The sequence below is a fragment of the Nocardioides alpinus genome (genome assembly GCF_900112035.1).
Taxonomy (GTDB): domain Bacteria; phylum Actinomycetota; class Actinomycetes; order Propionibacteriales; family Nocardioidaceae; genus Nocardioides; species Nocardioides alpinus.
In genome coordinates, this window is the sequence record NZ_FOKC01000001.1 from 1,056,873 (window position 1) to 1,080,227 (window position 23,355).

The following is a 23,355-nucleotide window of genomic DNA, read 5'->3' on the forward strand; positions in this document are numbered from 1 at the left end:
GTCCACGCTCAGCCGGGGCAGCGACCTCCCCCACTGCCTGCCTGGTGCACGCCCAGCACGAGGCAGGCCAGGCGCTGTCAGTAGGACTTCGGCAGCCCCAGCGAGTGCATCGCGACGAAGTTGAGGATCATCTCCCGGCTCACCGGCGCGATGCGCCCCGCGCGGGCGGCGACCAGCATGCCGGCCATGCCGTACTCCTGCGTGATGCCGTTGCCTCCGTGGGTCTGCACGGCCGCGTCGACGGCGTGGACGGCCGCCTCGGCCGCGGCGTACTTCGCCATGTTGGCCGCCTCGCCCGCCGCCATGTCGTCGCCCGCGTCGACCAGGGCCGAGGCCTTCTGGGTCATCAGGCGGGCCAGCTCGTTCTCGATGTGCGCCATCGCGAGCGGGTGGGCGATCGCCTGGTGGGACCCGATCGGCGCCTTGAAGACGGTGCGCTCCTTGGCGTAGGCCGAGGCCTTCTCGAGGGCGTGACGGGCCAGGCCGGTCGAGAAGGAGGCCGCCATGATCCGCTCGGGGTTGAGGCCGGCGAAGAGCTGGACGAGGCCGCCGTCCTCGTCGCCGACGATCGCGTCGCCCGGGAGCCGGACGTCGTCGATGAAGACCTGGAACTGGCTCTCCGGGCTCACGATCTCCATCGGGATCGCGGTGAACTCGAAGCCGGTGGAGTCGGTCGGGACGACGAACAGGCAGGGCTTGAGCTTGCCGGTCTTCGCGTCCTCGGCCCGCGCGACGACCAGCACGTTGGCGGCCTCGTCGACGCCGGAGATGTAGATCTTCTGGCCCTTGAGCACCCACTCGTCACCGTCGCGGCGCGCGGTGGTCGTGATGTTGTGGGAGTTCGTGCCGGCGTCGGGCTCGGTGATCGCGAACGCCATGGTGCCGGTGCCGTCGCAGATGCCGGGGAGCCACTTCTGCTTCTGCGCCTCCGTGCCGTACTTGGCGATGACCGTGCCGCAGATCGCCGGGCTGACGACCATCATCAGCAGCGGGCAGCCCTGCGCGGCGAGCTCCTCGCACACCGCGGCCACGTCGCCGATGCCGCCGCCACCACCGCCGTACTCCTCGGGGATGTTGACGCCGAGGTAGCCCGCCTTGGCGATCTCCATCCACAGCTCGGTGGTCTTCTCGCCGGCGCGGGCGCGCTCGGTGAACCACTCGCGGCCGTAGCCCTTGGCGAGCTTGGCGACCTGCCGGCGCAGCTCGAGGCGCTCGTCGGTCTCGGTGAAGCTGGTCATGGGTGTTCCTCCACTACTGCCAGGACTTCCCCGGACGCGACCTGCGCACCGGGCTCGACGTTGATCTCGGTGACGGTGCCGTCGTGTGGCGCGGTCACGCTGTGCTGCATCTTCATGGCTTCCAGGACGAGCACGACGTCGCCCGCGGCCACGCCTCCGCCGACCCCGGCCACGACCTTGACGACCGTCCCGGGCATCGGCGCGAGGAGGGAGCCGCTCGCCACGGCGTCGGCGGGGTCGGTGAACCTCGGGACCTCACGGAGGCACGCGGACCTTGCCCGTCCGTCGACCCACAGCTCACGCGGGGCCCCTGGCCGATCGGCCGACCAATGTCCGCGCGTCTCCGTGGTCACGCCGTCGACCTCGAGTCGCGCATGCGTCGGCGAGACCTCCAGCACGGTGACGCCCGCGGCGACGAAGCCGTCGCGGGTCCCCCACCACTCGACGGGCTCGTGGCCCTCGAAGGTGGTGCGCTGCGCCTGGCTGGTGACGTTGCGCCACGAGGCCGGGACACCCTGCTGGACCGTACGCCGGGAGGCGTCGGCGGCAGCCAGCATCAGCGCACCGGCGACGAGCGTCGTGCGGTCGACGTCCGGCGACCCGGGTGTCACGCGCGACTCGAGCCAGGTCGTGGTCATGTCCCCAGCCACGAAGACGGGGTCGGTGAGGATCTCGACGAGCTGGTCGCGGTTGGTGGTGATGCCATGGATGCGAGCCCGACGCAGTGCTGCGACCAACATCCGGATCGCCTGGTCCCGAGTCGGCGCCCACGCCATCACCTTGGCGAGCATCGCGTCGTAGAACGTGGAGACCTCGTCGCCCGACGTGAAACCGCTGTCGACCCGTACGCCCGAGGAGGACAGCGGCCCGAACTCGACGTCCGCCGGCAGGTCGAAGGTCACCAGCCCGCCGCTCTGAGGGGTGTACGTCGCGTCCTCGGCGTAGAGGCGTACCTCGATCGCGTGGCCGGACGTCATGCGGTCGGCGGCACCGTCTGCCCCGTCCGTATGACGTCCGCGAAGGCGGCGGCCCTCGGCGATGTCCAGCTGGAGCTCGACGAGGTCGACCCCCTGCACGAGCTCGGTGACGGGGTGCTCGACCTGGAGCCGGGTGTTCATCTCGAGGAAGAACCAGCGGTCGGTGGTCGGGTCGAGGAGGAACTCGACCGTGCCCGCGCCGCGGTAGCCGATGTCGTTCGCGAGCCGCTCGGCCGCCTCGCACATGGCCGCCTCGGTGGCTGCCGGGAGTCCCGGGGCCGGGGCCTCCTCGACCACCTTCTGGTGACGTCGCTGCACCGAGCAGTCGCGGGTGCCGAGCGCGACGGCGCCGTCAGCGCTGGAGACGAGCTGCACCTCGACGTGGCGCCCGGCCTCGACGTACGGCTCCACGAAGACGGTGCCGTCGCCGAAGGCGCTCCCGGCCTCCGCCGACGCTGCCGCGATCTCGGCCTCGAGCCGGTCGAGGGTGCGGACGACGCGCATGCCGCGGCCGCCGCCGCCGGCCGACGCCTTCACCAGCAGCGGCAGGTCGGCCTCGGTCGGGTCGGAGGGCGCGGACAACACCGGCACGCCTGCCTTCTCGGCGATCTCCTTGGCGCGGACCTTGTCGCCCATGGCCTCGATCGCCTCGGGCGGCGGGCCGACCCAGGTGAGGCCGGCGTCGAGGACGGCGCGGGCGAAGGCGGCGTTCTCGGAGAGGAAGCCATAACCCGGGTGGACCGCGTCGGCACCGGACCTCCGCGCCGCCTCGACGATGAGGTCGATGCGGAGATAGGTGTCGGCGGGTGCGTTGCCCGGGAGGCGTACGGCGTGATCGGCCTCGGCGACGTAGGGCAACGAGGCGTCCGCGTCGGAGTGCACGGCCACGGTCTCGATGCCGAGGCGGCGACAGGTGGCGAAGACGCGGCGGGCGATCTCTCCCCGGTTGGCGACGAGCAGCTTCTGGATCATGTCCGGAACACCCCGAATCGGTCGGTGCCCCGGATCGGGGCGTTGGCGATGACGCTGAGGCAGATGGCGAGCACCGTGCGGGTGTCGCGCGGGTCGATGACGCCGTCGTCGTAGAGCATCCCGGAGAGGAAGTAGGGCAGGGACTGCTCCTCGACCGAGGCCTCGACGTAGTCCTTGATGCCCTTGAACCCCTCGGCGTCGAAGACCTCGCCCTTGGACTCCGCGGACTGCTGGGCCACGATCTCGAGCACGCCGGCGAGCTGTGCGGGCCCCATCACTGCGGACTTCGCGCTCGGCCAGGTGAAGAGGAAGCGCGGGTCGAAGGCGCGGCCGTTCATGCCGTAGTTGCCGGCGCCGTAGGACGCCCCCATGATCACCGACAGGTGCGGGACGGTCGAGTTGGAGACCGCGTTGATCATCTGGGCGCCGTGCTTGATGATGCCGCCCTGCTCGTAGTCCTTGCCGACCATGTAGCCGGTCGTGTTGTGCAGGAAGAGCAGCGGGGTGTCGGACTGGTTGGCGAGCTGGATGAACTGCGTCGCCTTCTGCGCCTCCTCGGAGAACAGCACGCCCTGCGCGTTGGCGAGGATGCCGATCGGCCGACCGTGGATCTCCGCCCACCCGGTGACGAGCGAGGTGCCGTAGAGCGGCTTGAACTCGTCGAAGGGCCGACCGTTGTCCGCGCTGGCGCCGTCGACGATCCGGACGATCACCTCGCGCGGGTCGAACGGCTCCTTGAGGTCGGCGGGGATCAGGTCGAGGAGGCCGTCGGGGTCGGCGTCGGGCTCGGCGAAGGCGAGGCCTTGGTTTCGACACGCTCGCTGCGCTCGCTGCTCAACCAGCGGCGCCGCTGGTCGAGCAGTGCCACCCAGGCCCGAGTCGAGACCGAGGTGGGCCGTACGCCGCCGGTTCAGCCGCGCCACGATCCGCCGGCCGATCCGGATCGCGTCGTGCTCGTCCTCGGCGAGGTAGTCGGCGAGCCCGGAGACGCGGGCGTGCATCTCGGCACCGCCGAGCGACTCGTCGTCGGACTCCTCACCCGTGGCCATCTTCACCAGCGGCGGACCACCGAGGAAGACCTTGGCCCCGCCGCGTACGAAGACGGTGTAGTCGCTCATGCCGGGGACGTACGCCCCGCCGGCGGTCGAGTTGCCGAAGACCAGCGCGATCGTGGGCTGCTTGCGTGCCGACGACCGGGTGAGGTCGCGGAAGAGCCGGCCGCCGGGGATGAAGATCTCCTTCTGCGTCGGCAGGTCGGCGCCGCCCGACTCGACGAGCGAGATCGTCGGGAGGTTGTTCTCCTCGGCGATCTGCGCGGCCCGGAAGGCCTTCTTCACCGTCCAGGGGTTGGAGGCGCCGCCCTTCACCGTCGGGTCGTTGGCGCTGATCATGCACTCGACGCCCTCGACGACGCCGATGCCCGTCACGAGCGAGGCGCCGATGGTGAAGTCGGAGCCCCAGCCGGCGAGCGGCGACAGCTCGAGGAAGGCGGAGCCCGGGTCGACGAGCAGCTCGATCCGCTCGCGGGCGGCCAGCTTGCCGCGGGCGTGGTGGCGGTCGACGTACTTCTGCCCACCGCCGGCGACCGCGACCGCGTGCTGCGTGTCGAGGTCGGCCAGCTTCTCGAGCATCGACTCCCGGTTCGTCATGACTCGACGACCGCCTTCATCCGCTCCAGCGTCGTCCGCATCCCGCTGCGGTTGGTGCGCCCGCGCAGGGCGCCCAGGAACGTCCAGTAGAGGCGGGTGGGCAACGAGGGCTCCATCCGGAAGTACTCCGTGACCAGCGTGCCGCCGTCCTTCGCCTCGAGCTCGTAGCCCCAGTTGTTGACGGTGATCGCGTCCGTGCCGACGGAGAACTCGAAGACCTTCTCGGGCTCACACTTCGTGACCCTGCAGGGGCTCCAGTAGGTCGGACCGACGCCGTTGCGCTTCACGTGACCGGCGAAGTACGCCCCGACCTCCGGCCCGGTCGACCCGCGGGTCCACTTGGCCTCGAAGGTCTCCGGGCTGAACTCGCCGATGCGGGTCACGTCGCTGACGAGGTCCCAGACCTCGGCGGGCGGCGCGTCCATCCAGACCGAGACCCGGTCCCCCAGGGGCGGCAGCGTGATCATCGACATTCCTCTCTCGCGGGTCATGACGCATAACCCATCAACTTCGCCGTCAGGTCGCGGAGCACCTCGTCGGCGCCGCCCCCGATCGGCAGGAGCCGGGCGTCGCGGAAGTGCCGCTCCACCTCGGTGCCGTGCATGTAGCCCGCGCCGCCGAAGAGCTGGACGGCGCGGTCGCAGACGTACGCCGCGCAGTCGACCGCGGTCTGCTTGGCGAGGCACGCCTCGGCGACGACGAACTCCCCGGCGACGTGCCGCGCGGCCACCGAGCGGGTGTAGGTGCGGGCGACCTCGACCTGGCGGCGCATCTCGACGAGCGTGTGCTGGACGGTCTGGTTGCCGATCAACGGACGGCCGAAGGTCTGTCGTGCGCGGCAGTACGTCGCTGCGAGGTCGAGGGAGCGCGCAGCGATGCCGTAGCCGTGGACGGCGAGCGCGATCCGCTCGACGACGAACTGGTCGGCGATCTGGCCGAAGCCGGAGTCCTCCTCGCCGACCAGGTTCGCGACCGGGACGCGTACGTCCGCGAAGCCCAGCTCAGCGGTGTCGGAGCAGTGCCAGCCCATCTTCCTCAGCGAACGGTCGACGGTGAAGCCGGGCGCGCCCTTCTCGATCACGAGCAGCGAGATGCCGCCGTGGCCCGGGCCGCCGGTGCGCACGGCCGTGGTCACGAAGTCCGCACGGACGCCGGAGGTGATGAAGGTCTTGGCGCCGTTGACGACGTAGTGCTCGCCCTGGCGTTCGGCGCGGGCGGTGATCCGGGCGACGTCGGACCCGCCGCCGGGCTCGGTGATCGCGAGCGAACCGATCAGGTCACCGGCCAGCGTGGGCCGGACGAAGCGGTCGACGAGGTCGGCGTTGCCGCTCGCGGCGATGTGCGGGAGCGCGATGCCGCTGGTGAAGAGTCCGGCCATGAGGCCGCTCGACGCGCCGGCGTCGAACATCGCCTCCTGCATCGCGACCGAGTCGAGGAGGTCGCCGCCGCTGCCGCCGACCTCTTCGGGGAACGCGACACCGATCAGACCGAGGTCGCCGGCCGTGCGGTGGAGCGCACGCGGGATCTCGCCCGCGTCCTCCCACTCCTGCAGGTGCGGCGCGACCTCGCGCCGGACGAACTCGGTGGCGGTGGCGCGGAGCGCGTCCCTCTCCGGGTTCGCTGGTTGAGCAGCGAGCGGAGCGAGCGTGTCGAAACCCGGACCCGTCATATCAGCGAGTCCTCGATCGAGACCAGCCGCGAGCGCAGCCACTCGCCGAGACCCTTGGCCTGCGGGTCGAACCGTGTCGACGCGGCGACCCCCTGGCCGAGCAGCCCGTGCACGACGAGGTTGACGGCACCGAGGTGGGGCAGCAGCCACACGTCGACCTCGAGGTCGGCCGCCTCCGGCAGCAGGCCACCGATGCCACGCGGCGACATCATCTTGAAGAGCCACTGCACGCGGGCGTCGTACGTCTCCCGGTCGGCGCCGTCGCGCGCGACCCAGAGGCCGACGTTGGCGTCACCGCCCTTGTCGCCGGAGCGCGCGTGAACGAACGTGCCGAGCGGCAGCCGTCGGGTGAGCGAGTCGGTGCGGCCGGGGTAGGGCGAGGGTCGGGCGCCGGGGGCGTCCTGGGTCGGCGTGAAGCTGGTGGGGTCGGCGACCACCTCGCGGCGGCCGTCGGCGTGGACGACGGTGTGGGTGACGTCGGAGCGGTCGACGTACGCCGCGCGGTAGACGCCGTAGGGCGTGGCCGCCGCGGGCGGAGCGGTCATCGTGAAACCGGGGTAGGACCCGAGCGCGAGCTCGACGACGGCGGAGGTGAAGGCGCGACCGACCGGGTCGGGTGAGGGGTCCTTGACCGTGCAGCGCAGCAGCGTCGACGCGGCCTCCTCGGTCTCGGCGTCGAGGGCTGGCGGGACGACGTCGGACCAGACGACCTCGGCGGCGGTGAGTCGCGGCTCGAGCTGCTGGCGGACCCAGGCGGCCTTGGCCTCGACGTCGAGGCCGGTCAGCACCAGCTCGACGCTGTTGCGCCAGCCGCCGAGCTCGTTGACGCACACCTTGAGCCGCTCGGGCGGGGCTTCCCCGACGACGCCGGTGATGGCCACGCGGTCCTCGCCGTCCCCGGTGAGCCGCAGCGAGTCGAGGTGGACGGTGACGTCGGGGCCGAGGTAGCGCGTGGACTGGATCTCGTAGACCAGCTGGGCGGTGACGGTGTCGAGGGTGACCGCGCCGCCCGTGCCGGCGTGCTTGGTGATGGTGCTCGAGCCGTCGGCCGCGACCTCTGCGACCGGGAAGCCGAGGGGCCGGTCGCGGTGCGGAAGGTCGAGGAACCCGCTGAAGTTGCCACCGGTGGCCTGGGTGCCGCACTCGATGACGTGCCCGGCGACGACCGCGCCCGCCAGCTCGTCGTACGACGTGGACGTCCAGCCGTGGTGCGCGACGGCCGGGCCGACGACGAGGGAGGCGTCGGTGACCCGGCCCGTGACGACGATGTCGGCGCCCGCAGTGAGCGCGGCGGCGATGCCGAAGCCGCCGAGGTAGGCGTTGGCGGTGAGGGCGCCCTCGAACGACAGGTGGCGTACGTCGTCGCCCTCGACGTGCGCGACCTGCGGGTCGAGACCCAGGCCGGTGGCGATTTCGCGGACCTTGTCGGCGAGCCCGGCGGGGTTGAGCCCGCCGGCATTGGCGACGATCCTGACGCCGCGCTCGAGTGCGAGGCCCAGGGTGTCCTCGAGCTGCCGGACGAAGGTGCGGGCGTAACCGAGGGTGGGGTCCTTGAGCTGGTCCTTGCCGAGGATCAGCATGGTCAGCTCGGCGAGGTAGTCGCCGGTGAGGACGTCGATCCGGCCGCCCTCGAGCACCTCGCGCATCGCGCAGAGGCGGTCACCGTAGAAGCCCGAGCAGTTGCCGATCCTCACCGGTGGTCGAGCGGAGTCGAGACCGTCGCTCATCTCGCGGCCCTCCCCTCGCCGGGCTGTCCGGCGAAGGCCTGGGCGATGTCGAGCCAGCGGTCCACGTCGGCGCCGGTGGCGACGAGGTCGGTGTCGCTGCGGTGGAGCCGCTGGGTGACGAGGCGGCAGAAGTCGCCGGCGCTGCCGGTCAGCGTCTGCGCCGCGTCCTCGGGACCCCAGCTCCACACGTCACCGCTCGGCGCGACGAGGTCGATGCGGAACTCCTCGGTCGGGGCGTCGAGGCCGTGCACGGCGTGGGCGAAGTTGCGCGTACGGACGCCGAGGTGGGCGACGTGCCGGATCCGGTCGGTGTCCTCGACGGGTGCACCGAGGCCCTCGTGCACGTCGAGGCTGTGCGCCCAGGTCTCCATCAGCCGGGCGGTGGCCATCGACGTCGCCGACATCGGCGGGCCGAACCAGGGCATCTTCTCACCGCGGGGGTACGCCTCCAGCGCCCGCCTCAGGTCAGCTCGTGCGGAGCGCCAGCGGGCCAGGAGGTCCGGCTCGGCTGCCAGCGCGAGGGCCTGCTGGTCGACGAACCCCTCCGGGTCGGCGATCGCGCCCATCACGACCGCGTCCCAGGCGTCCTTGTCGGTCGCCGCCTTCAGCGCCACGTCGTCGGTCCACGCGAGGTGCGCGACCTGGGTGGCGACGTCCCAGCCCGGGGCCGGGGTGGGCGTGTGCCAGCCGGCGTCGTCGAGGTCGGTGACGAGGGCGTCGAGCCGGTCGCCCTCGGCGGCGAGGTCGGTGAGGACCTGGGTCAGTACGTCGGTCATGCGGGCCGTCCTTCTCCGGTCGGGGTGGGGCGGTGGTCGCAGTGCACGGTCATCCCAGCTCCTTGTCGAGCACGTCGGCCCACTCGCGCAGGATCCGGCGACGGCGCGCCGAGTCGTCGGAGATGGTGGAGGCCAGCCCCAGCCCGCGGACCAGGTCGAGCGTCGCCTGGACGAGCTCGCGCACACCTGGCCGCGACTCGTCGGCGCCGAGCGCGGCAGCGGTCATCCGGTGCGCTTCGCGGCCCACGCGCTGCTCGAGCGGGGCGACGGCCGCGAGGAGGGCCGGATCGGTGCGCGCGGCGACCCATAGCTCGAGCGCGGCGGCGAAGACCGGGGACGCGAAGTGGTCACCCAGCATCGTGACGACGGAGCGGAGTCGAGTGCGACGCCCCGTGGCCGTTGCGACCGGCTCCGCACTCAACGTGTCGAAGGCCGCGGCAAGCTCGGCTCCGCGGCGCTCGGTCAGGTGCTCGACGGCGGCCACGACGAGGTCGTTCTTGGTCGGGAAGTGGTGCAGCTGGGCGCCTCGGCTGACACCCGCCCGCTCGGACACCAACGTGGTCGAGGTGCCGGCGAAGCCGCGCTCCACCAGCAGGTCGACGGTCGCCTCCAGCAACCGGGCCCGCATCGCCCGGGTGCGGTCCGCCTGCGGCACGCGCGTCGCGTGGGCCGGGCTCTGGACGGGGGAGGTCACGGGGCCAGCCTGCCGTCGTACAAACAAACAGTCAAGCCTGACTTTTAATTGCTGACCTGGGTGAGGGTGCCGACGACGGCGCAGGGCGAGGTCGCCCCGAGCCAGAGGTCCCCGTCGGGCAGCGTGGCGCGCCAGGCGTACCAGCCCGGCTCGTCCACCTGGAAGCTCACGGACGAGAACGTCCCGTTGCCGGGTCGGCGTTGCGTGACGTCCCGATGGGTGCCGGTGCAGGCATCCGCCGCGGAGGCGTAGGGCCCGTAGAGCGTCGTGGTCACGTCGACCGGACCTCCGAACGGCAGCCCCGTGACCGTCACCTGCGCGGAGACGACGTCGGCGACCGCCGCGGTCGGGGGCGCCCTGAGGGTCACGGCGGCCCTGCCGCGGACCTTCACTGCTGCACCGCACGCCGAGATCGGCACGCTGGTGGCGGTGCCGTCGACCGCCACGCGCCACAGGTAGTAGCCGCCCGCGCCGGGAGTGATGGCCGGCAGGCCGTATCCCCCGTCGCCGCTGACGCTTGCCGTGACCGGACCCATCGAGGCACCACCACAGTGGGCCGACGCGGCCGACGCGAAGGGGCCGTGGAGGGTCGCTCCGGCCGCCCGGGCGGTGCCGTCGCCACCGACGGTGGCCACGACCCGCGCCGCCGCCCCGAGCACCAGCTGGGTGGGGTCCGCCGCGAGCGAGAGCGTCTGCGGCGCGCGCACCGGCGCCTGTGCCGCGACGACCACCTCCCGCCGCGCCCCTCCTTCGGCGGCTGCGGCCTGACCGCTCCTCTCGGGCGGCCACACGTGGAGCCGGTGGTCGGGCACGTTGCGCACGGTGGCCGTGACCTCCTGCCAGCCGCGCACGGTCGCCGCGAACGTGCCGACCGCCCGTCCGTCGTCCCCCGTGACCGAGGTCAGCGACGCGGCCCCGGGCATCGCCAGCGTGACAGGGAGGCCGGCGGCGGGCCTTCCGTGACCGTCCACCACGCTCAGCGTGACCGCAACCGCCCCGCCCAGGTCGGCGCTGGAGGCGACGAGCCGTGCGGTGTAGGCACCGGCGCTCGACCGCGACTGGCGGAGCATGATCCGGGCGAACCTCGCCACCGACGCGGGATCACCGGACTGCCGGATCCGGCGTGCTCCGCGGGGCGAGCCGAGGTGCCACTTCCCGCCGGCCAGGAGGTGGTAGACCGCCGCGTCGACCGCGGCCGCCTGCGTGGCGTCGCGGTAGTCGCCGTACTTGGACAGGATCCAGGCCGCCCGCTGCGTCTCGGCCCTCGAGGCGGAGCGACCGACCAGGTCGTCGACCTCCCGCGGCGCAGCGAAGCCGGCCCGGTTGGGACTCCTCGTCGGTGTCACGACGTAGAGCGAGGTCTGGCCCACGCGGTAGCCGCCGATCCAGCCGCCATCCGCATCACCCGTGGCGGGGATGGGATAGCCGGACCAGCGGTGCGGCGTGGCGGGCTCGACCCCCTCGGCGGCGGCGGCGCCGGGCGCGACGCCGACCAGGCTCCCTGCCGACAGCAGCAGCGCAGCCAGGCGGACCAGGCGATCTCGACGGGGACGGACGGTCTCGGACATGACGGACCTCCATCAGCCCACCGGAGTCGGGGCCACGGTGCCGGGGTCCTGGGGGGTGCCGGTCGGGCTGTGGGACGGGGACGGGCTCGGTGTCGGACTCGGGTCCGGCGTCGGGCTCGGCGTGGGTGAGGAGGTGGGCGTCGACGAGGGCGAGGACGAGGGCGTCTGCTCGGGAAGCGGTGCCTGCGACGGGGTCGAGGCGACCTGCGTGACATCCGGTGTCACGGTGGCCGACGCGACGTCCTGCTCCCGGGCCTCGGCGGCGGGCGTGGAGACCGACACCTGCCCGCTCACGGGGCTCGCCGTGGCGGACGTGGCCGACCAGGTGTAGGTGCCGGGATCCAGGCCGCGGACCACGACGTCGCGCCCACCCGCGTCGCGGACGACGAGGTGGCGTACGACGCGCAGCCCGGCGGGTCCGCGCACGACCAGCCGGACCTGCGCGGGCCGCTGATTGGCGCGCACGGCGAACGCGGCCGCTCCGGTGTCCGCATCGATGGGCAGCACCCGCACGGTCCGCCCGGGCGCCACAGCACCGGGCGACGGCACCCGGTCGGCGGGGACCGTGCCACCGGGATCGCTGGTCACGTCTGCCGGCAGGTCGGGGCCGGCCACCGCGACGGCGAGCGACACGGTCAGGGCCACGCCCGCGACCGCGACGAGTGCGGCCGCCACCCGTCGTACGCCAGTGGCCGCGCCGCGGTGCTGGCCGTCGAGGAAGTCGTCGAGCGACGTCGGGGCCCAGTCCTGCACCGGATCATCGACCGCCTGCTCCTCCGACGGCGCCACCCGCTGGCGCGGGATCGTCACCGGAGACGTCTGCTGCGGAGCCTCCAGCAACGGCTCCACCAGCTCGACGAGCCTCCGCGACGGCGCGGCGCCGAGCTCGTCGTGCATGACCGTGCAGTAGTGCTGGAACTCGTGCAGCGCGCCGGCGGCGTCACCGCGGCTCAGGTGGGCCCGGATCGACACCTCACGCGGCAGCTCGCGCAACGGCTCGATCTCGCTCGCCGCCCGGGCGGCGTCGACGGCCAGCACCGCGTCGCCCTGCTCCAGGCCGTGGACGGCCACCCGCTCGAGCCCCTCGGCGCGCAGCTGCTCGAGGAGGCCGCGCTCCTCGACCGCCCAGTCGTCGTACCACCCGGGCAGCAGCTCGCCCCCGCGCAGCGCAGTCATCAGCTCGTGGGCCACGAGGTCGGTCATCGGCAACCCGGTCAGCCCCGCCGCGCGCCGCAGGTCGTCCACGTCCACCCGTACGCCGGGGGCGAGCGCGATCGTCAGCCGCGCCGCCTCCAGCAGGCCCGGACACCGCTTCTGGCAGTGGAGCACCGCCCGCCGCAGGCTGGCCAGGGCCCGCTCGTCGGTGCTGTCGGGCCACAGCGCGCTGGCGACCTGGGCGCGGGCACTGTGGTCCGCGAGGGCCAGCAGGGCGACCAGCCGCTGCTCGCGGTGCCCGAGCTCCACCTCGGCACCGTCGACCAGGAGCTGCCAGCCGCCCAGCAGCTGCAGGCGCGACGAAGCGACAGCGACAGCGCTGTACTCGGTCATGACGGCCACCTCCCCCGAGGAACAACCGATGCGACTGGCATCGAAGGCCACGACATCTCGCCCCAACAGCATGCTCCTCGGGTCCCCGTACGCGGAACGACGAGCAGCCAACATCCCCACTATTTCGCGGCTAGGTCTAGACCGCGTGCACCGCGACGGGCGCGATCACGCCGCTGTCACGCGCGAATCACGCCGGTGCACGTCGACTACGTCCTCCAGACACACCGCGCCACGGGAGGAGGTGAACACCATGCGCAACACACTGACCATCGCCGAGCTCGAGACCGAGCACACCGAGCTGCTCCCGACCAGGGAGACGCTGGCCTTCGGCAACACCAACTGGGCCAACGTCTTCGCGTCCAACAGCTCGATGGCCCTCAACGCCGCCTCGCTCGGCTCGCTGGCCAACAGCGCTGCCTACCAGTCCATCACGGTCACCCAGGGCTGACGCCGACGCCGTGGCCCCACCGCGGGGGGCCACGTGCATCGCCGGCTCCCCGGGGCCGGCACCGACAGGAAGTACGCACCAGAAGGCCGAGCAGGAGAGGGGGTGAACCCGGATGTCCCGACCACCAGTTGTCACCACGGCGGATCTCGACGCGGAGGTGGGTGTAGCGCTGCCCCGTCGCGAGACGCTGAGCTGTCAGTTCGCCTGCGTCAACGTCGCCAACGTCATCGGCGTCAATCTCGCCATCTCCGTGAATGCCGCCACGATCAACTCACAGGCCCATGCCATGGCGATGCAGTACCTCGCCTCGGTCCAGATGCCGTGATCTCGACCAGGCGGCGGGCGTGTTTGCTCTGGCGCGCCCGCCGTCCTCAGCTTCGACACACCAGAGCAGACCAGAGCAGACCAGAGCGATGAACACCACCCGAACCGCACCACACGCAGACGTCACGTCGGGAGCCACAGGGCCGCGATGGCGACGGGCCGTGGGCCTGCAGTTCCTGGGTGCGGTCCAGGGGTCGGGTCTGCGCGACCCGTCGTTCCTGGTCCGGCGGATCGACGACCAGGTGGTCCAGCTCTCCGAGCTCCTCCACCTGGTCGTCGTCCATGCCGACCCGCCCCGCCCGTCCGCGGAGGTCGCCGATGCCGTCAGCGCGGCCTACGGCCGGACCCTCACGGTCGAGGGGGTCGAGCACCTCATCACCACGCGGCTCGAGCCGCTGGGCCTGGTCGTCGCCGAGGAGGACGAGGAGCCGCTGCGTCCCACCCGGGCCCGACCCCTGCTGGCCCTCAGCCTGAAGGCCACCCTCCTCCCCGCCCGCCGCACGCGGATGGTCGCCTCGCTGCTCTCGCCGCTGTTCTGGCCGCCGGTGGTCCTGGCGGCCCTCGTGGCGCTGGTCGTCGCCGACGTCGCCCTCGTCGTCGGCGGCGGATTCTGGGAGGCGGTCGGCGAGGTGTTCGCCACGCCGACCACGGCCCTGCTGATCTACGCGATGCTCATCGTGTCGGCGGTGATCCACGAGCTGGGGCACGCCACGGCCTGCCGCTACGGCGGTGCCGACCCCGGCGAGATCGGCGTCGGCGTCTACATCGTCTTCCCGGCCTTCTACACCGACGTCACCGACTCCTACCGGCTCGGTCGCGGAGGGCGGGTGCGCACCGACCTCGGGGGTCTCTACTTCAACGTGCTGACCGTGCTCGGCCTCGTGCTCGCGCACCTCGCGACGGGCAGCGGTCTGCTGCTGCTGACCGCCCTCGCGCTGCAGGTGCAGATGGTGCAGCAGCTGATCCCCGTGGTCCGCTTCGACGGCTACTTCATCCTGTCCGACCTGGCGGGCGTGCCCGACCTGTTCTCCCGGGTGGGCCCCGTCCTGCGCAGCCTGCGCCCCGGGCAGCCCGTCGACCCCCGCGTGAGCGAGCTGCGCCCCCGGGCGCGTCGCTTCGTGACGGCCTGGGTGCTGCTGGTGGTGCCGCTGCTCAGCGCCGCACTCGTCTGGCTGGTCTGGTCACTGCCGCAGCTCGTCCAGCACGGCCGGGAGGGGATCGCGCTACAGCAGCTCGTCTTCGACGTGGCCTGGCAGCGGCGCGACTGGCCGGCGATGGCCCTGGCCGTCATCTCGATCGGCCTGCTCCTGGTGCCGCTGGCCGGGGTCACTGTCGTGCTCTGGCGCCTGGCCACGACCCTGACCACCCTCGTACGACGTGGGCTCGCCGCGCGCGTGCGCAGCTGGGAGGACTCCATGGACGACCGGATGAGCGCCTTCGACGCCCCGCCTCCTGCGACCGAGCCGGCGGTGCTCTCGGCCGCCGACTTCACCGACGCGATCATGTACGCCCCGCGCGTGCCGCCGCCGCGGCAGGGCTGGCGCCGCGCGGTCTACGAGGGCAGCGGTCGGGTGGTCAACCCCGGGCCGAGCGCCACCGAGCTGCGCCGCCACGAGCTCGAGCGGAGGTTGCGTACGCCCATCCACGGGTCGCGGCGGGTCGTCGTGCTGAGCCGCAAGGGCGGCGTCGGCAAGACCACGATCTCGCTGGCCCTGGGCAGCACGTTCGCGATGCTGCGCGGGGACCGGGTGATCGCCGTCGACGCCAACCCGGACGCGGGCAACCTGGCACACCGCGTCGCGCCACCTCACGACCGCACCATCACCGACGTCCTCCGCGACCTCGACGAGATCACCAGCTACGCGACCCTGCGGAGGTACACCTCGCAGGCCCTCGAGTCGCGCCTGGAGGTCCTGGCCTCCGACGACGACCCGCGCATCGGCATGGCCCTGGACCGCGACGACTACCACCGCCTCGTCGAGCTGCTCGACCAGTTCTACAACCTGATCCTGCTCGACACCGGCACCGGCATCCTCGACAGCGCCAACCAGGGGCTGCTCAGCGAGGCCGACCAGATCGTGCTCGTGGTCCGCGCCGGCCTCGACGGCGGGCGGGCCGGGGCACTGACCCTGGACTGGATGGAGCAGCACGGCTTCGGCGACCTCGTCTCGCGGGCCGTCGTCGTCGTCAATGCACAGCGCCACGGCGCCGCACCGCCGGAAAAGATGCGGCGTCACTTCGAGAAACGATGCCAACGCGTGGTCACCGTCCCGTGGGACGGCGCCCTCGAGCAAGGAGCCCTGACCGACATGTCTTCCCTGCACCGCAAGACCCGGGACAGCCTGGTCGACATCGCAGCCGCGGTCGCCGACAACTTCGTCCGGATGGGGGCCCGGTCGTGAAGCGACGGACCGCCGTCGCGCCGATCGTCGCGGGAGCCCTCGTGCTCGTCGCGGTCCTCGGCGGCGCGTCGCCGGCCGCGCACCCCGACCCCTGGGCGCGCACCCTCGACCTCGTCGCCAGCGCGCACCCGACCTCGGCCGAGCCGTCCGTGAGCGACACGGCGTACGCCGCGGTCCGGGTGCGCGGCCCGGCCGTCGAGGCCGACACCGCCGCCCTCACCTCGACCACCTGCGACGGGTGCGTCGGCGAGAGCACTGCCCTGCACGTCGTCTACGTCCCGCGCGCCCGCCGCGCAGGCCTCGACAACGTCGCCACCGCATGGGCGCAGGAGTGCCAGGGCTGCACGAGCACCGCGCTCTCGGTGCAGGTCGTGGTGCTCGCCGGCCGACCCGAGGCGGTGCCCAACAACCGGGCCCTCTCGCTGACGGCCGCCTGCGACGGATGCCGTACGTCGGCGCTCGCGTTCCAGGTCGTGCTGGTGGCCGACCGTGCTGCCCCGCTGGGTGCCGAGGAGCTCGCCGGACTGCGCGCCTGGGTCGACGAGCAGGCGGCCCTGCTGCGGGCCTCGGTCGCGGCACCCCTGCCCGACCCGCCGACCACCGAAGCGACCCCGACGCCGACGCCCACCGAGACGCCCACCGAGACACCGAGCGTGACGGTGCCGTCGCCCTCTCCCGCCCCCTCGACCAGCGCGGGACGTCCGGTCCTCCGCGACCCGCAGCGGCTCCGCCGGGACGCGGTGTCCGCCATCGACGAGCTGGAGGCGCTGCTCACCGCGGCGCTCCCCGCGGTCGTGGCCTCGGCCGACGTGGACGTCAGCCGCTGACCTGCCCTCAGTCCATCCGCGCGACGAGCGGCAACCGCGAGCGCGCGGTCAGGCCGACCACTGCGGCGGTCAGCAGCGGGAGGGCCACGACGATCGTCGCGACCAGCAGCCACGGGATCGCGAGGAACGGGCCCTCCGCCGTGCCACCCGGACCCACGAAGCTCATCGACGTCAGCGGTCGCGAGATCGCGATCCCCGGGATGAAGCCGACGGCGGCGCCAAGGACCGCACCGACGAAGCCGATGACCAGGGCGTACGCCGCAGCGACCCGGCGTCGCGTCCGCGGCGCCGCGCCGACGGCCGACAACGTGGCGAGGTCGGGACGTGCGTCGGAGAGGGCGAGGAAGGTCGCGGTCAGGGTGCCGCCGAGCATCAGCACGCCCCCCAGCGCACCGAGCACGAGCAGGATGATCAGCGCCTCGTCGGGGCGCTGGTAGCCGCGCTCGACGTAGAGGTAGGTGCCGTCCACCGCCCCCTGGACGCCCTCCTTGATCCGGGTCTCGGCCGCGACGTCGAGGTCACCGGTCAGGCGCAGGCTGGTGGTGACCACCTCGAGGCCGACCTCCTCGGCCATCGAGACCGGCAGCACGGTGGAGGCGGGCGCGGGGCCGAGCTCCTGCTGGTCCCAGGCGACCAGCCGGGCCGGGACGCGGTCGCTCGAGGTGGACTCGGGCTCGGTCCCGCTGGCGGTCCACGTCTCCTGGCGGATCGTGACCTCCGCCTCGGTGTCGGAGGTGGTGGTGAACACCACGGCCCGTCCCGCGGCGAGAGCCGCGTCCGCGACGTCGGCGATCGACGGGTCCAGGCCGAGCTCGTCGACGGTGTCGGCGACCGTGATCATCGGTCCGTAGGGAGACAGGCCCCAGCCCGATCCGTCGAGCTCGCGCGGGAGCTCGACGAAGGTCGAGGTGTAGCCGTTGGGGTCGTAGACGTCATTCGGCCCCTGCAGCGTGCCCACCTCGACCTCGGGAGCGGCTGCGTGCACGGCTTCCTCGATGCGGGTCCAGGTCTCGGCGGAGTCGGGGGCCTCCTCGCCGGGCAGGAGGTCCGGCCCCCACGAGACGATGCCGGTGCCCATCTGGGCCTGCGGGGCGTAGGTCTTCTCGTTCTTGAGCTCGTCACTGGCGTTGCCGATGCCGAGCGCCACGACTCCGGCGACCGTCGCGGCCACGGCGGCGACCGCCGGGACGGTGCGGGTGCGGTGACGCGCCGCGTCGCGGGCGGCGTACCTCGCGGTCAGCGGCCACCGGCCCGAGACGCGCGCCACCGCGGACACCACGATCGGGACCACCAGGATCATGCCGAGCACGGACACGACCGCCGCCGCCGCGATCCACAGCGCGCCGTTGCCGCTGTCGGAGGTGAGGGCGCCGTAGGCCGACGCGGCGATGCCCACGCCGAGCAGGACCAGCCCCACGACGGGCGTCGAGGCGCGCGGGCGACGGTCGCCGCGGCGACCGGCCAGCACCGCGACGACGTCCTGACGGCTCGCCAGCCACGCAGGCACGAGCGAAGCGAGGAAGGCCGAGACGAGGCCGAAGGCGACGATCGCCAGGAGGTAGAGCCAGGGGAGCTCGAACGGGCCGAACCACTCCCCCTGGAAGAGCTGGACCAGGGGCAGCAGTGCCCACCCCGCGAGGATGCCGAGGACCAGCCCCAGCGCGGAGGCGACCAGGCCGAGCACGACGCCGCTGGCGAGGATCACCCGGCGCGCCTGGGCCGGGGTGCCGCCCGACGCGGCGATCAGCGCGAGCGTACGAGCCTGGCGGCGCGCGCCGACGGCGAAGGCCGGGCCGGCGAGGAGGACGACCTCGATCAGCGCCATCACGATGATCAGCGTGACGACGGCGAGGAGCTCGTCGCGACCGGTGTCGTAGCCCATCTGCTCGGCCATCGACGCCACGTCGGGCGGGTCCGCCAGCACGGCGCGCGAGGTGACGAGGCCGCCGACCTCGTTGACGTCGAGCACCTGCGACCACGAGACCGGACCGGCCTCGACGAGCCACTCGCGGACGTTGGCGGAGTCGCTGGGGAGGTCGTCGAAGGCGCCCAGCACGACGGGGTAGTCGCGGACCGTGGCATCGCGCCCGGACCCGACGATGCGGAGGGGGGAGCCGTTGACCTCGAGCTCGTCGCCGACGGCGAAGCCCTTGGCGAGCATCGCGTCGTTGACGACGACCTCCCCCGCCGCCTCCGGCGCACGTCCTGCCTCGAGGCCGAAGAGCCCCTCGGTCAGGGGGTCGGAGAGGTCGACGCCGGTGGTCTGGAAGTCGATGACGCGGTCGCCGAGGCGGGCGCGGGACCAGCCGGTGGCGATCGGGAGCAGCCGGGCGTCGACGCCCAGCGCAGTGCGTACGTCGGCCTCGGCGACCGGATCGCCGTAGTCGGTCTCGCCCACCTGGGCCCACTCGCCCCGGCTGGGGTCGGCCCCCTGCACGACCCGGCCACGTCCCTCGGTGCGGATGCGGGCGTCGGCTGCGCCGAGCTGGCGCTCGGCTCCCTCGGTGCCACTCACCTCGGCGGTCTTGATGATCACCGCAGCGGCGCTCACGGCCAGCACCGGCAGGCTGATCATCACCAGCACGAGGATGCTGCGGCCCCGGTGCCGCAGGGCGTCGCGCCAGGCGATGCGCAGGGCCGGGCGCCAGCCCGCCATGGTTCTGCTCATCGGCCGACCTCGCCGGCGAGCAGCCCCTCGGGCTCGTCGGCGCCGGTCTCGTCGACGATGACGCCGTCGCGCAGGAAGACGACGCGGTCGGCCCAGGCCGCGTGCCGGGCCTCGTGGGTCACCATCACGCCGGCGGCACCTGCGTCGCAGCGCGCCCGCAGCAGGCGCAGGATCTCCTCGCCCGTGTCGGTGTCGAGGGCCCCGGTGGGCTCGTCGGCCAGGATCAGCCGCCGGTCCCCGACGATCGCGCGGGCGATGGCGACGCGCTGCTGCTGACCGCCCGACATCTCGTCCGGGAACCGGTCGGCCAGGTCGGCGATGCCGACCTCCTCGAGCGCGGTCAGCGCGAGGCGGCGCGCGACCCTGCCCTTCTCCCCGTCGAGCTCGCGCGGGAGGGCGACGTTCTCGGCGGCGGTCAGCGCGGGGATCAGGTTGAAGTCCTGGAAGACGTAGCCCACCGACGTACGTCGGATGCGCGCACGTCCGGCGTTGTCGAGGCTCGCCAGGTCGGTGCCCTCGATCCAGACGGAGCCGGACGTCGGGACGTCGAGACCACCGGCGAGGGTGAGGAGCGTGGACTTGCCGGAGCCCGACGGGCCCATCACGGCGACGAGCTCGCCCGGGTGGGCGCGGAAGGTGACGCTGCGCAGGGCGTGGACCTCGGTGGCGCCCTCGCCGTGGATGCGCGAGACGGCGGCGAGGTGGAGGACGGCGTTCATCGGGCCACTCCCCCGTCGCGCTGCGTCGATCGCGTCGGCGACGACAGCTCGGCGGCCGCGCGACGCAGGCGGGCCTCGCAGTGGTCCAGCCACCGCACCTCGGCCTCGGCGTCGAAGACGAGCGAGTCGAGGACCAGGCTCCAGGCGAGGTCGGCGGAGTCCTGCGGGGTCGCGGCCCGGCCGCTGCGCTTGAGCCGGGTGTAGTCCTGCAGTGCCGTCATGGTCGCGCTGCGCTGGCGCTGGATGATCGAGCCGACGTCGACGCCCGGCAACGTGACCGCGATGGCGAGCTTGATCGCGAGCTCGTCGCGGGGCGGCTGCGTACGGGGCACCGGGGTGGCGAACCAGTCCGCGACCTCGCCGCGTCCGGCCTCGGTCGCGCGGTAGCTCACGTGCGTGCGGTCGGACGAGAGAGGTTCGCCGACACCCCCGTGCCCGGCGACCTCCCTCGCCACCTCGTCGACGACGACCTCGACCAGTCCGTCACGCTCGAGCCGGGTCAGGGTCGTGTAGACCTGCCCGATGTTGAGCGGCCAGGTCTCGCCCGTCCGCTGCTCGAACTCCGCCCGCAGCTGGTAGCCGTACATCGGCCCCTGCTCCAGGATCGCCAGCATGGCCTGACGGATCGACATCGCGCCTCCGAGGTCCGTCCCCCGCCCCCGTGGCGATGGATACCGGGTATGTATACCACGTATGCATGGTGGTGCGCGCGCCGTCTCCGCCCCCTCGGGGTAGTCCAGTGACCGATGGCCCTCATCCCGTCTCCAGGGCAGCCAGAAATCACTGGACCACCCCGCAAGGGCAGCCGTTCGCCACTGGACTACCCCGGGCGGGGGCGCGCCCCGTGGCGCTCAGACCGCGGCGACCGTCAGCACGACCCGCGCCCGCTCGGCCGGCGTGAGCCAGCGGCGGCGGGCGCGACGGAGCTTGAGGATCGACCAGACCAGGAACGGCAGGGCCAGGAGGGGCGGCGCCCACGCCCACGGCAGGGCCGTGACGCCGGTGAAGAACATGCCGGTCAGCGTGGTCACCAGCGAGAGCTTGCCGGCGTACCCGGCCATGGCGCCGTGCGGCGCCGGGGTCGCCCGCGGCGAGGAGAGGTCGACGGCGTAGGGCGAGCGCATCGACCAGGTCATCACGATCGCGAGCACCTGCACCAGCACGACCACCCAGCACGTCGCGACGGTGACGCCGGTGACGAGCGGCGGCAGCCCGTTGCGGAGGAGCGCGAGCACGATGGTGATGCCGGAGACGGCGGCCATGCACTCCGCGACGACCAGCGCGCGTACGTCGAACACGTCGGCGTCGGACACCGGCAGGGTCTCGCGCCAGACCATGCCCTTGCCGTCGAGGCACCAGGCATTGACCCCGAAGAGCAGCGCGGCACCGCTCGCGGTGAGGCCGGGCAGCAGCATCACCGAGCTCCACTGGAGCCCGGCGACGAGGGCGATGAGGCCGGGCCCGAGGCCCAGCACGAGCAGGCCGCGGCGCATGCCGACCGAGCGCCAGACGGAGCCGCGGTCGAGCCGACGGAGAAGGGCGCGGTCCGGCGAGCCCCATCGGGGCTCGGGCACGTGCCGCGCCTCGTGGACGCCGGACTGGACCCGCAGCTCCTCGCGCGCAGGCTGTCCGAGCGCCCAGCCGGCGGGACGGGCACCGAGGAGCACGGCCGCGACGGCGACGGCCAGGAGCACGAGGACGGCGACGGGCCAGCGCGGCGTCTGCATCGTCTCGGCGAGCCAGGTCGTCGGGAGCGACCGGACCAGGGGGATCAGGACGCCCGCGAGGTGGAGCCCCGCGAGGGCGACGACGACGGCACCGGAGACGAAGCGCACCACGACGACACCGTGCGGAGTACGGCGTACGCCCTCGACGGCCCAGCCGACCGCCTGGCCGACGGCCGTCGCGGCCAGCACCCAGGCCAGCACCACGAGGTGGGCTCCCAGCAGCCGGTCGGACGACGTGACGAGGGCGGTGACTGCGAGCAGCCCCCAGAGCTGCACCAGCCAGCCGAGGTTGAGCGGGGCCAGCACGAGGGCGCCGAGGTGCTCGGTCACCGGGCTGATCGGGTGGATCGCGGACTCGCTGCGTGACATCAGCTCGCGGCCGCCGCCGCTGCCCATCGCCGCGCTGATGGCCAGCAGCAGGAAGACGACGAACGCCGCGCCGAGGTTGCCCCTGAGGTTGTCGACGGCCCGCTCGAGCGCGGGTGACCCGATGGCCGCCACGTCGAGCGTGGTGGGTCCGAGCGCGAAGGCGGCGGTGAACAGCAGGACCACGACGACGCCGGCCACGGCGGCGCGGGGCCGGCGTACGGTCCGGGCGCGGAACGCGACGAGGTGCCGGGTGTCCTGGAGCGCCTGCGACCAGCCGTCGGTCGAGCGGTCGGTCGAGGGGTCAGTCGAGGAGGGCACGGTAGGCCTCACCGGTGAGGTCGGCCGCCGCCATCGCGGCGACGCGGTTGCCGCCGCGCAGCACGATCGCGGTGCCGCAGGCCTCGAGCGCGAGGTCGCGCAGGTGGGTGGAGAGCAGGACGCAGGCGCCGCGGGCGCGGGCGTCGGCGACCACCTCGAGGGTGGCTTCGACGCCGAGCGGGTCGACGCCGTCGAACGGCTCGTCGAGCAGCAGGACGGACGGCTCGTGCAGCGCGGCGAGCACGACGCTGAGCCGCCGGCTCATGCCGTGGCTGAAGCCGCCGACCACGCGGTGCGCGACGTCGCCGAGCTCGAAGCGCTCCAGGAGGTCGCGACCGCGCTCCTCCCAGACGTCCATCCGACGCAGGCGGGCGCTGAGCTGGAGGTGCTCCCACGGGGTGGCCCGCGGGACCAGGCCGCCGACGTCGGGGCAGTAGCCGACGACCCGCTTCACGCCGAGCGCGTCGGTCGCGGCGTCGTGACCGGCCACCGTGACGTCGCCGGCGGTCGGCGGCACCACGCCGGCGAGGACCTTCATCGTGGTGGACTTGCCGGCCCCGTTGCGCCCGAGCAGTGCGGTCGCCTGACCGCTGTGGGCGCTGAGGTCCACGCCCGACACGGCCTCGACGTCGCCGAAGCGGACATGCAGGTCTCGTACGACGACGGCCGGGACGGGGGGCTGGCTCACCGGCCCATTCTCGCCGAGCTGACGCTTGTGCACACACGAAACGGCCC

The 23,355-nt window shown here is 73.0% G+C and carries 19 protein-coding genes; 4 read left to right on the forward strand and 15 right to left on the reverse strand.

Annotated elements, in window-relative coordinates; all coding sequences use genetic code 11:
* Positions 1-77: 77 nt before the first annotated feature.
* Genes BM127_RS05080 through BM127_RS05125 form a run of 10 tightly spaced genes read right to left on the reverse strand, consistent with a single transcriptional unit; the run spans position 78 to position 12,818 of the window.
* Complete coding sequence (locus tag BM127_RS05080) at positions 78-1,238, reverse strand: acyl-CoA dehydrogenase family protein (protein WP_091195138.1); 1,161 nt, start codon at positions 1,236-1,238, stop codon at positions 78-80.
* Positions 1,235-3,187, reverse strand: coding sequence for an ATP-binding protein (locus tag BM127_RS05085; protein ID WP_091195139.1), 1,953 nt, complete (start codon positions 3,185-3,187; stop codon positions 1,235-1,237). The genes BM127_RS05080 and BM127_RS05085 overlap by 4 nt, the downstream gene beginning before the upstream one ends.
* The gene (locus BM127_RS05090; RefSeq protein WP_091195142.1) at positions 3,184-4,836 is read right to left on the reverse strand and encodes an acyl-CoA carboxylase subunit beta; all 1,653 of its coding nucleotides are present in this window, start codon (positions 4,834-4,836) and stop codon (positions 3,184-3,186) included. Before BM127_RS05090 ends, BM127_RS05085 begins: the two co-directional genes overlap by 4 nt.
* Entirely contained in the window at positions 4,833-5,327 is a 495-nt protein-coding gene (locus BM127_RS05095) for an SRPBCC family protein (protein WP_231263062.1), read from the reverse strand. The genes BM127_RS05090 and BM127_RS05095 overlap by 4 nt, the downstream gene beginning before the upstream one ends.
* On the reverse strand, positions 5,324-6,505 hold the full coding sequence (locus tag BM127_RS05100) for an acyl-CoA dehydrogenase family protein (protein WP_091195144.1): 1,182 nt from the start codon (positions 6,503-6,505) through the stop codon (positions 5,324-5,326). Before BM127_RS05100 ends, BM127_RS05095 begins: the two co-directional genes overlap by 4 nt.
* The gene (locus BM127_RS05105) at positions 6,502-8,232 is read right to left on the reverse strand and encodes an acyclic terpene utilization AtuA family protein (protein WP_091195146.1); all 1,731 of its coding nucleotides are present in this window, start codon (positions 8,230-8,232) and stop codon (positions 6,502-6,504) included. Before BM127_RS05105 ends, BM127_RS05100 begins: the two co-directional genes overlap by 4 nt.
* Positions 8,229-9,008, reverse strand: a complete 780-nt coding sequence (locus BM127_RS05110; protein WP_091195148.1) for a TIGR03084 family metal-binding protein — start codon at positions 9,006-9,008, stop codon at positions 8,229-8,231. The genes BM127_RS05105 and BM127_RS05110 overlap by 4 nt, the downstream gene beginning before the upstream one ends.
* Positions 9,009-9,057: 49 nt before the next feature.
* Complete coding sequence (locus BM127_RS05115; RefSeq protein WP_231263061.1) at positions 9,058-9,702, reverse strand: TetR/AcrR family transcriptional regulator; 645 nt, start codon at positions 9,700-9,702, stop codon at positions 9,058-9,060.
* Between the two features lie 44 nt (positions 9,703-9,746).
* Positions 9,747-11,270, reverse strand: coding sequence for an Ig-like domain-containing protein (locus BM127_RS05120; RefSeq protein WP_091195151.1), 1,524 nt, complete (start codon positions 11,268-11,270; stop codon positions 9,747-9,749).
* Between the two features lie 12 nt (positions 11,271-11,282).
* A complete protein-coding gene (locus BM127_RS05125) occupies positions 11,283-12,818 on the reverse strand; it encodes an AfsR/SARP family transcriptional regulator (protein ID WP_101229012.1) in 1,536 nt (511 codons plus the stop codon).
* Positions 12,819-13,068: 250 nt separating this feature from the next.
* Between BM127_RS05125 and BM127_RS05130 the strand changes: the two genes are divergently transcribed.
* From BM127_RS05130 to BM127_RS05140, 4 genes are all read left to right on the forward strand, one after another.
* A complete protein-coding gene (locus BM127_RS05130) occupies positions 13,069-13,266 on the forward strand; it encodes a hypothetical protein (protein ID WP_101229026.1) in 198 nt (65 codons plus the stop codon).
* A 112-nt stretch (positions 13,267-13,378) separates the two neighbouring features.
* Positions 13,379-13,591, forward strand: coding sequence for a hypothetical protein (locus tag BM127_RS21795; RefSeq protein WP_139227648.1), 213 nt, complete (start codon positions 13,379-13,381; stop codon positions 13,589-13,591).
* Between the two features lie 160 nt (positions 13,592-13,751).
* Complete coding sequence (locus BM127_RS05135; protein WP_091195160.1) at positions 13,752-15,992, forward strand: MinD/ParA family ATP-binding protein; 2,241 nt, start codon at positions 13,752-13,754, stop codon at positions 15,990-15,992.
* A complete protein-coding gene (locus BM127_RS05140) occupies positions 15,989-16,819 on the forward strand; it encodes a hypothetical protein (protein WP_091195162.1) in 831 nt (276 codons plus the stop codon). The genes BM127_RS05135 and BM127_RS05140 overlap by 4 nt, the downstream gene beginning before the upstream one ends.
* 7 nt (positions 16,820-16,826) lie before the next feature.
* Here the strand turns inward: BM127_RS05140 and BM127_RS05145 are convergent, their stop codons facing one another.
* The 5 genes from BM127_RS05145 to BM127_RS05165 all read right to left on the reverse strand — a co-directional run bounded on the left by BM127_RS05145 (position 16,827) and on the right by BM127_RS05165 (position 23,308).
* Complete coding sequence (locus tag BM127_RS05145; RefSeq protein WP_091195165.1) at positions 16,827-19,487, reverse strand: ABC transporter permease; 2,661 nt, start codon at positions 19,485-19,487, stop codon at positions 16,827-16,829.
* The gene (locus tag BM127_RS05150; protein ID WP_091195168.1) at positions 19,484-20,206 is read right to left on the reverse strand and encodes an ABC transporter ATP-binding protein; all 723 of its coding nucleotides are present in this window, start codon (positions 20,204-20,206) and stop codon (positions 19,484-19,486) included. The genes BM127_RS05145 and BM127_RS05150 overlap by 4 nt, the downstream gene beginning before the upstream one ends.
* Positions 20,203-20,838: a PadR family transcriptional regulator gene (locus tag BM127_RS05155; protein WP_091195171.1), complete on the reverse strand. Its 636-nt coding sequence runs from the start codon at positions 20,836-20,838 to the stop codon at positions 20,203-20,205. Before BM127_RS05155 ends, BM127_RS05150 begins: the two co-directional genes overlap by 4 nt.
* A gap of 219 nt (positions 20,839-21,057) precedes the next feature.
* Entirely contained in the window at positions 21,058-22,620 is a 1,563-nt protein-coding gene (locus BM127_RS05160) for a hypothetical protein (protein WP_091195174.1), read from the reverse strand.
* Positions 22,604-23,308, reverse strand: a complete 705-nt coding sequence (locus BM127_RS05165; RefSeq protein ID WP_091195543.1) for an ABC transporter ATP-binding protein — start codon at positions 23,306-23,308, stop codon at positions 22,604-22,606. The genes BM127_RS05160 and BM127_RS05165 overlap by 17 nt, the downstream gene beginning before the upstream one ends.
* Positions 23,309-23,355 lie beyond the last annotated feature (47 nt).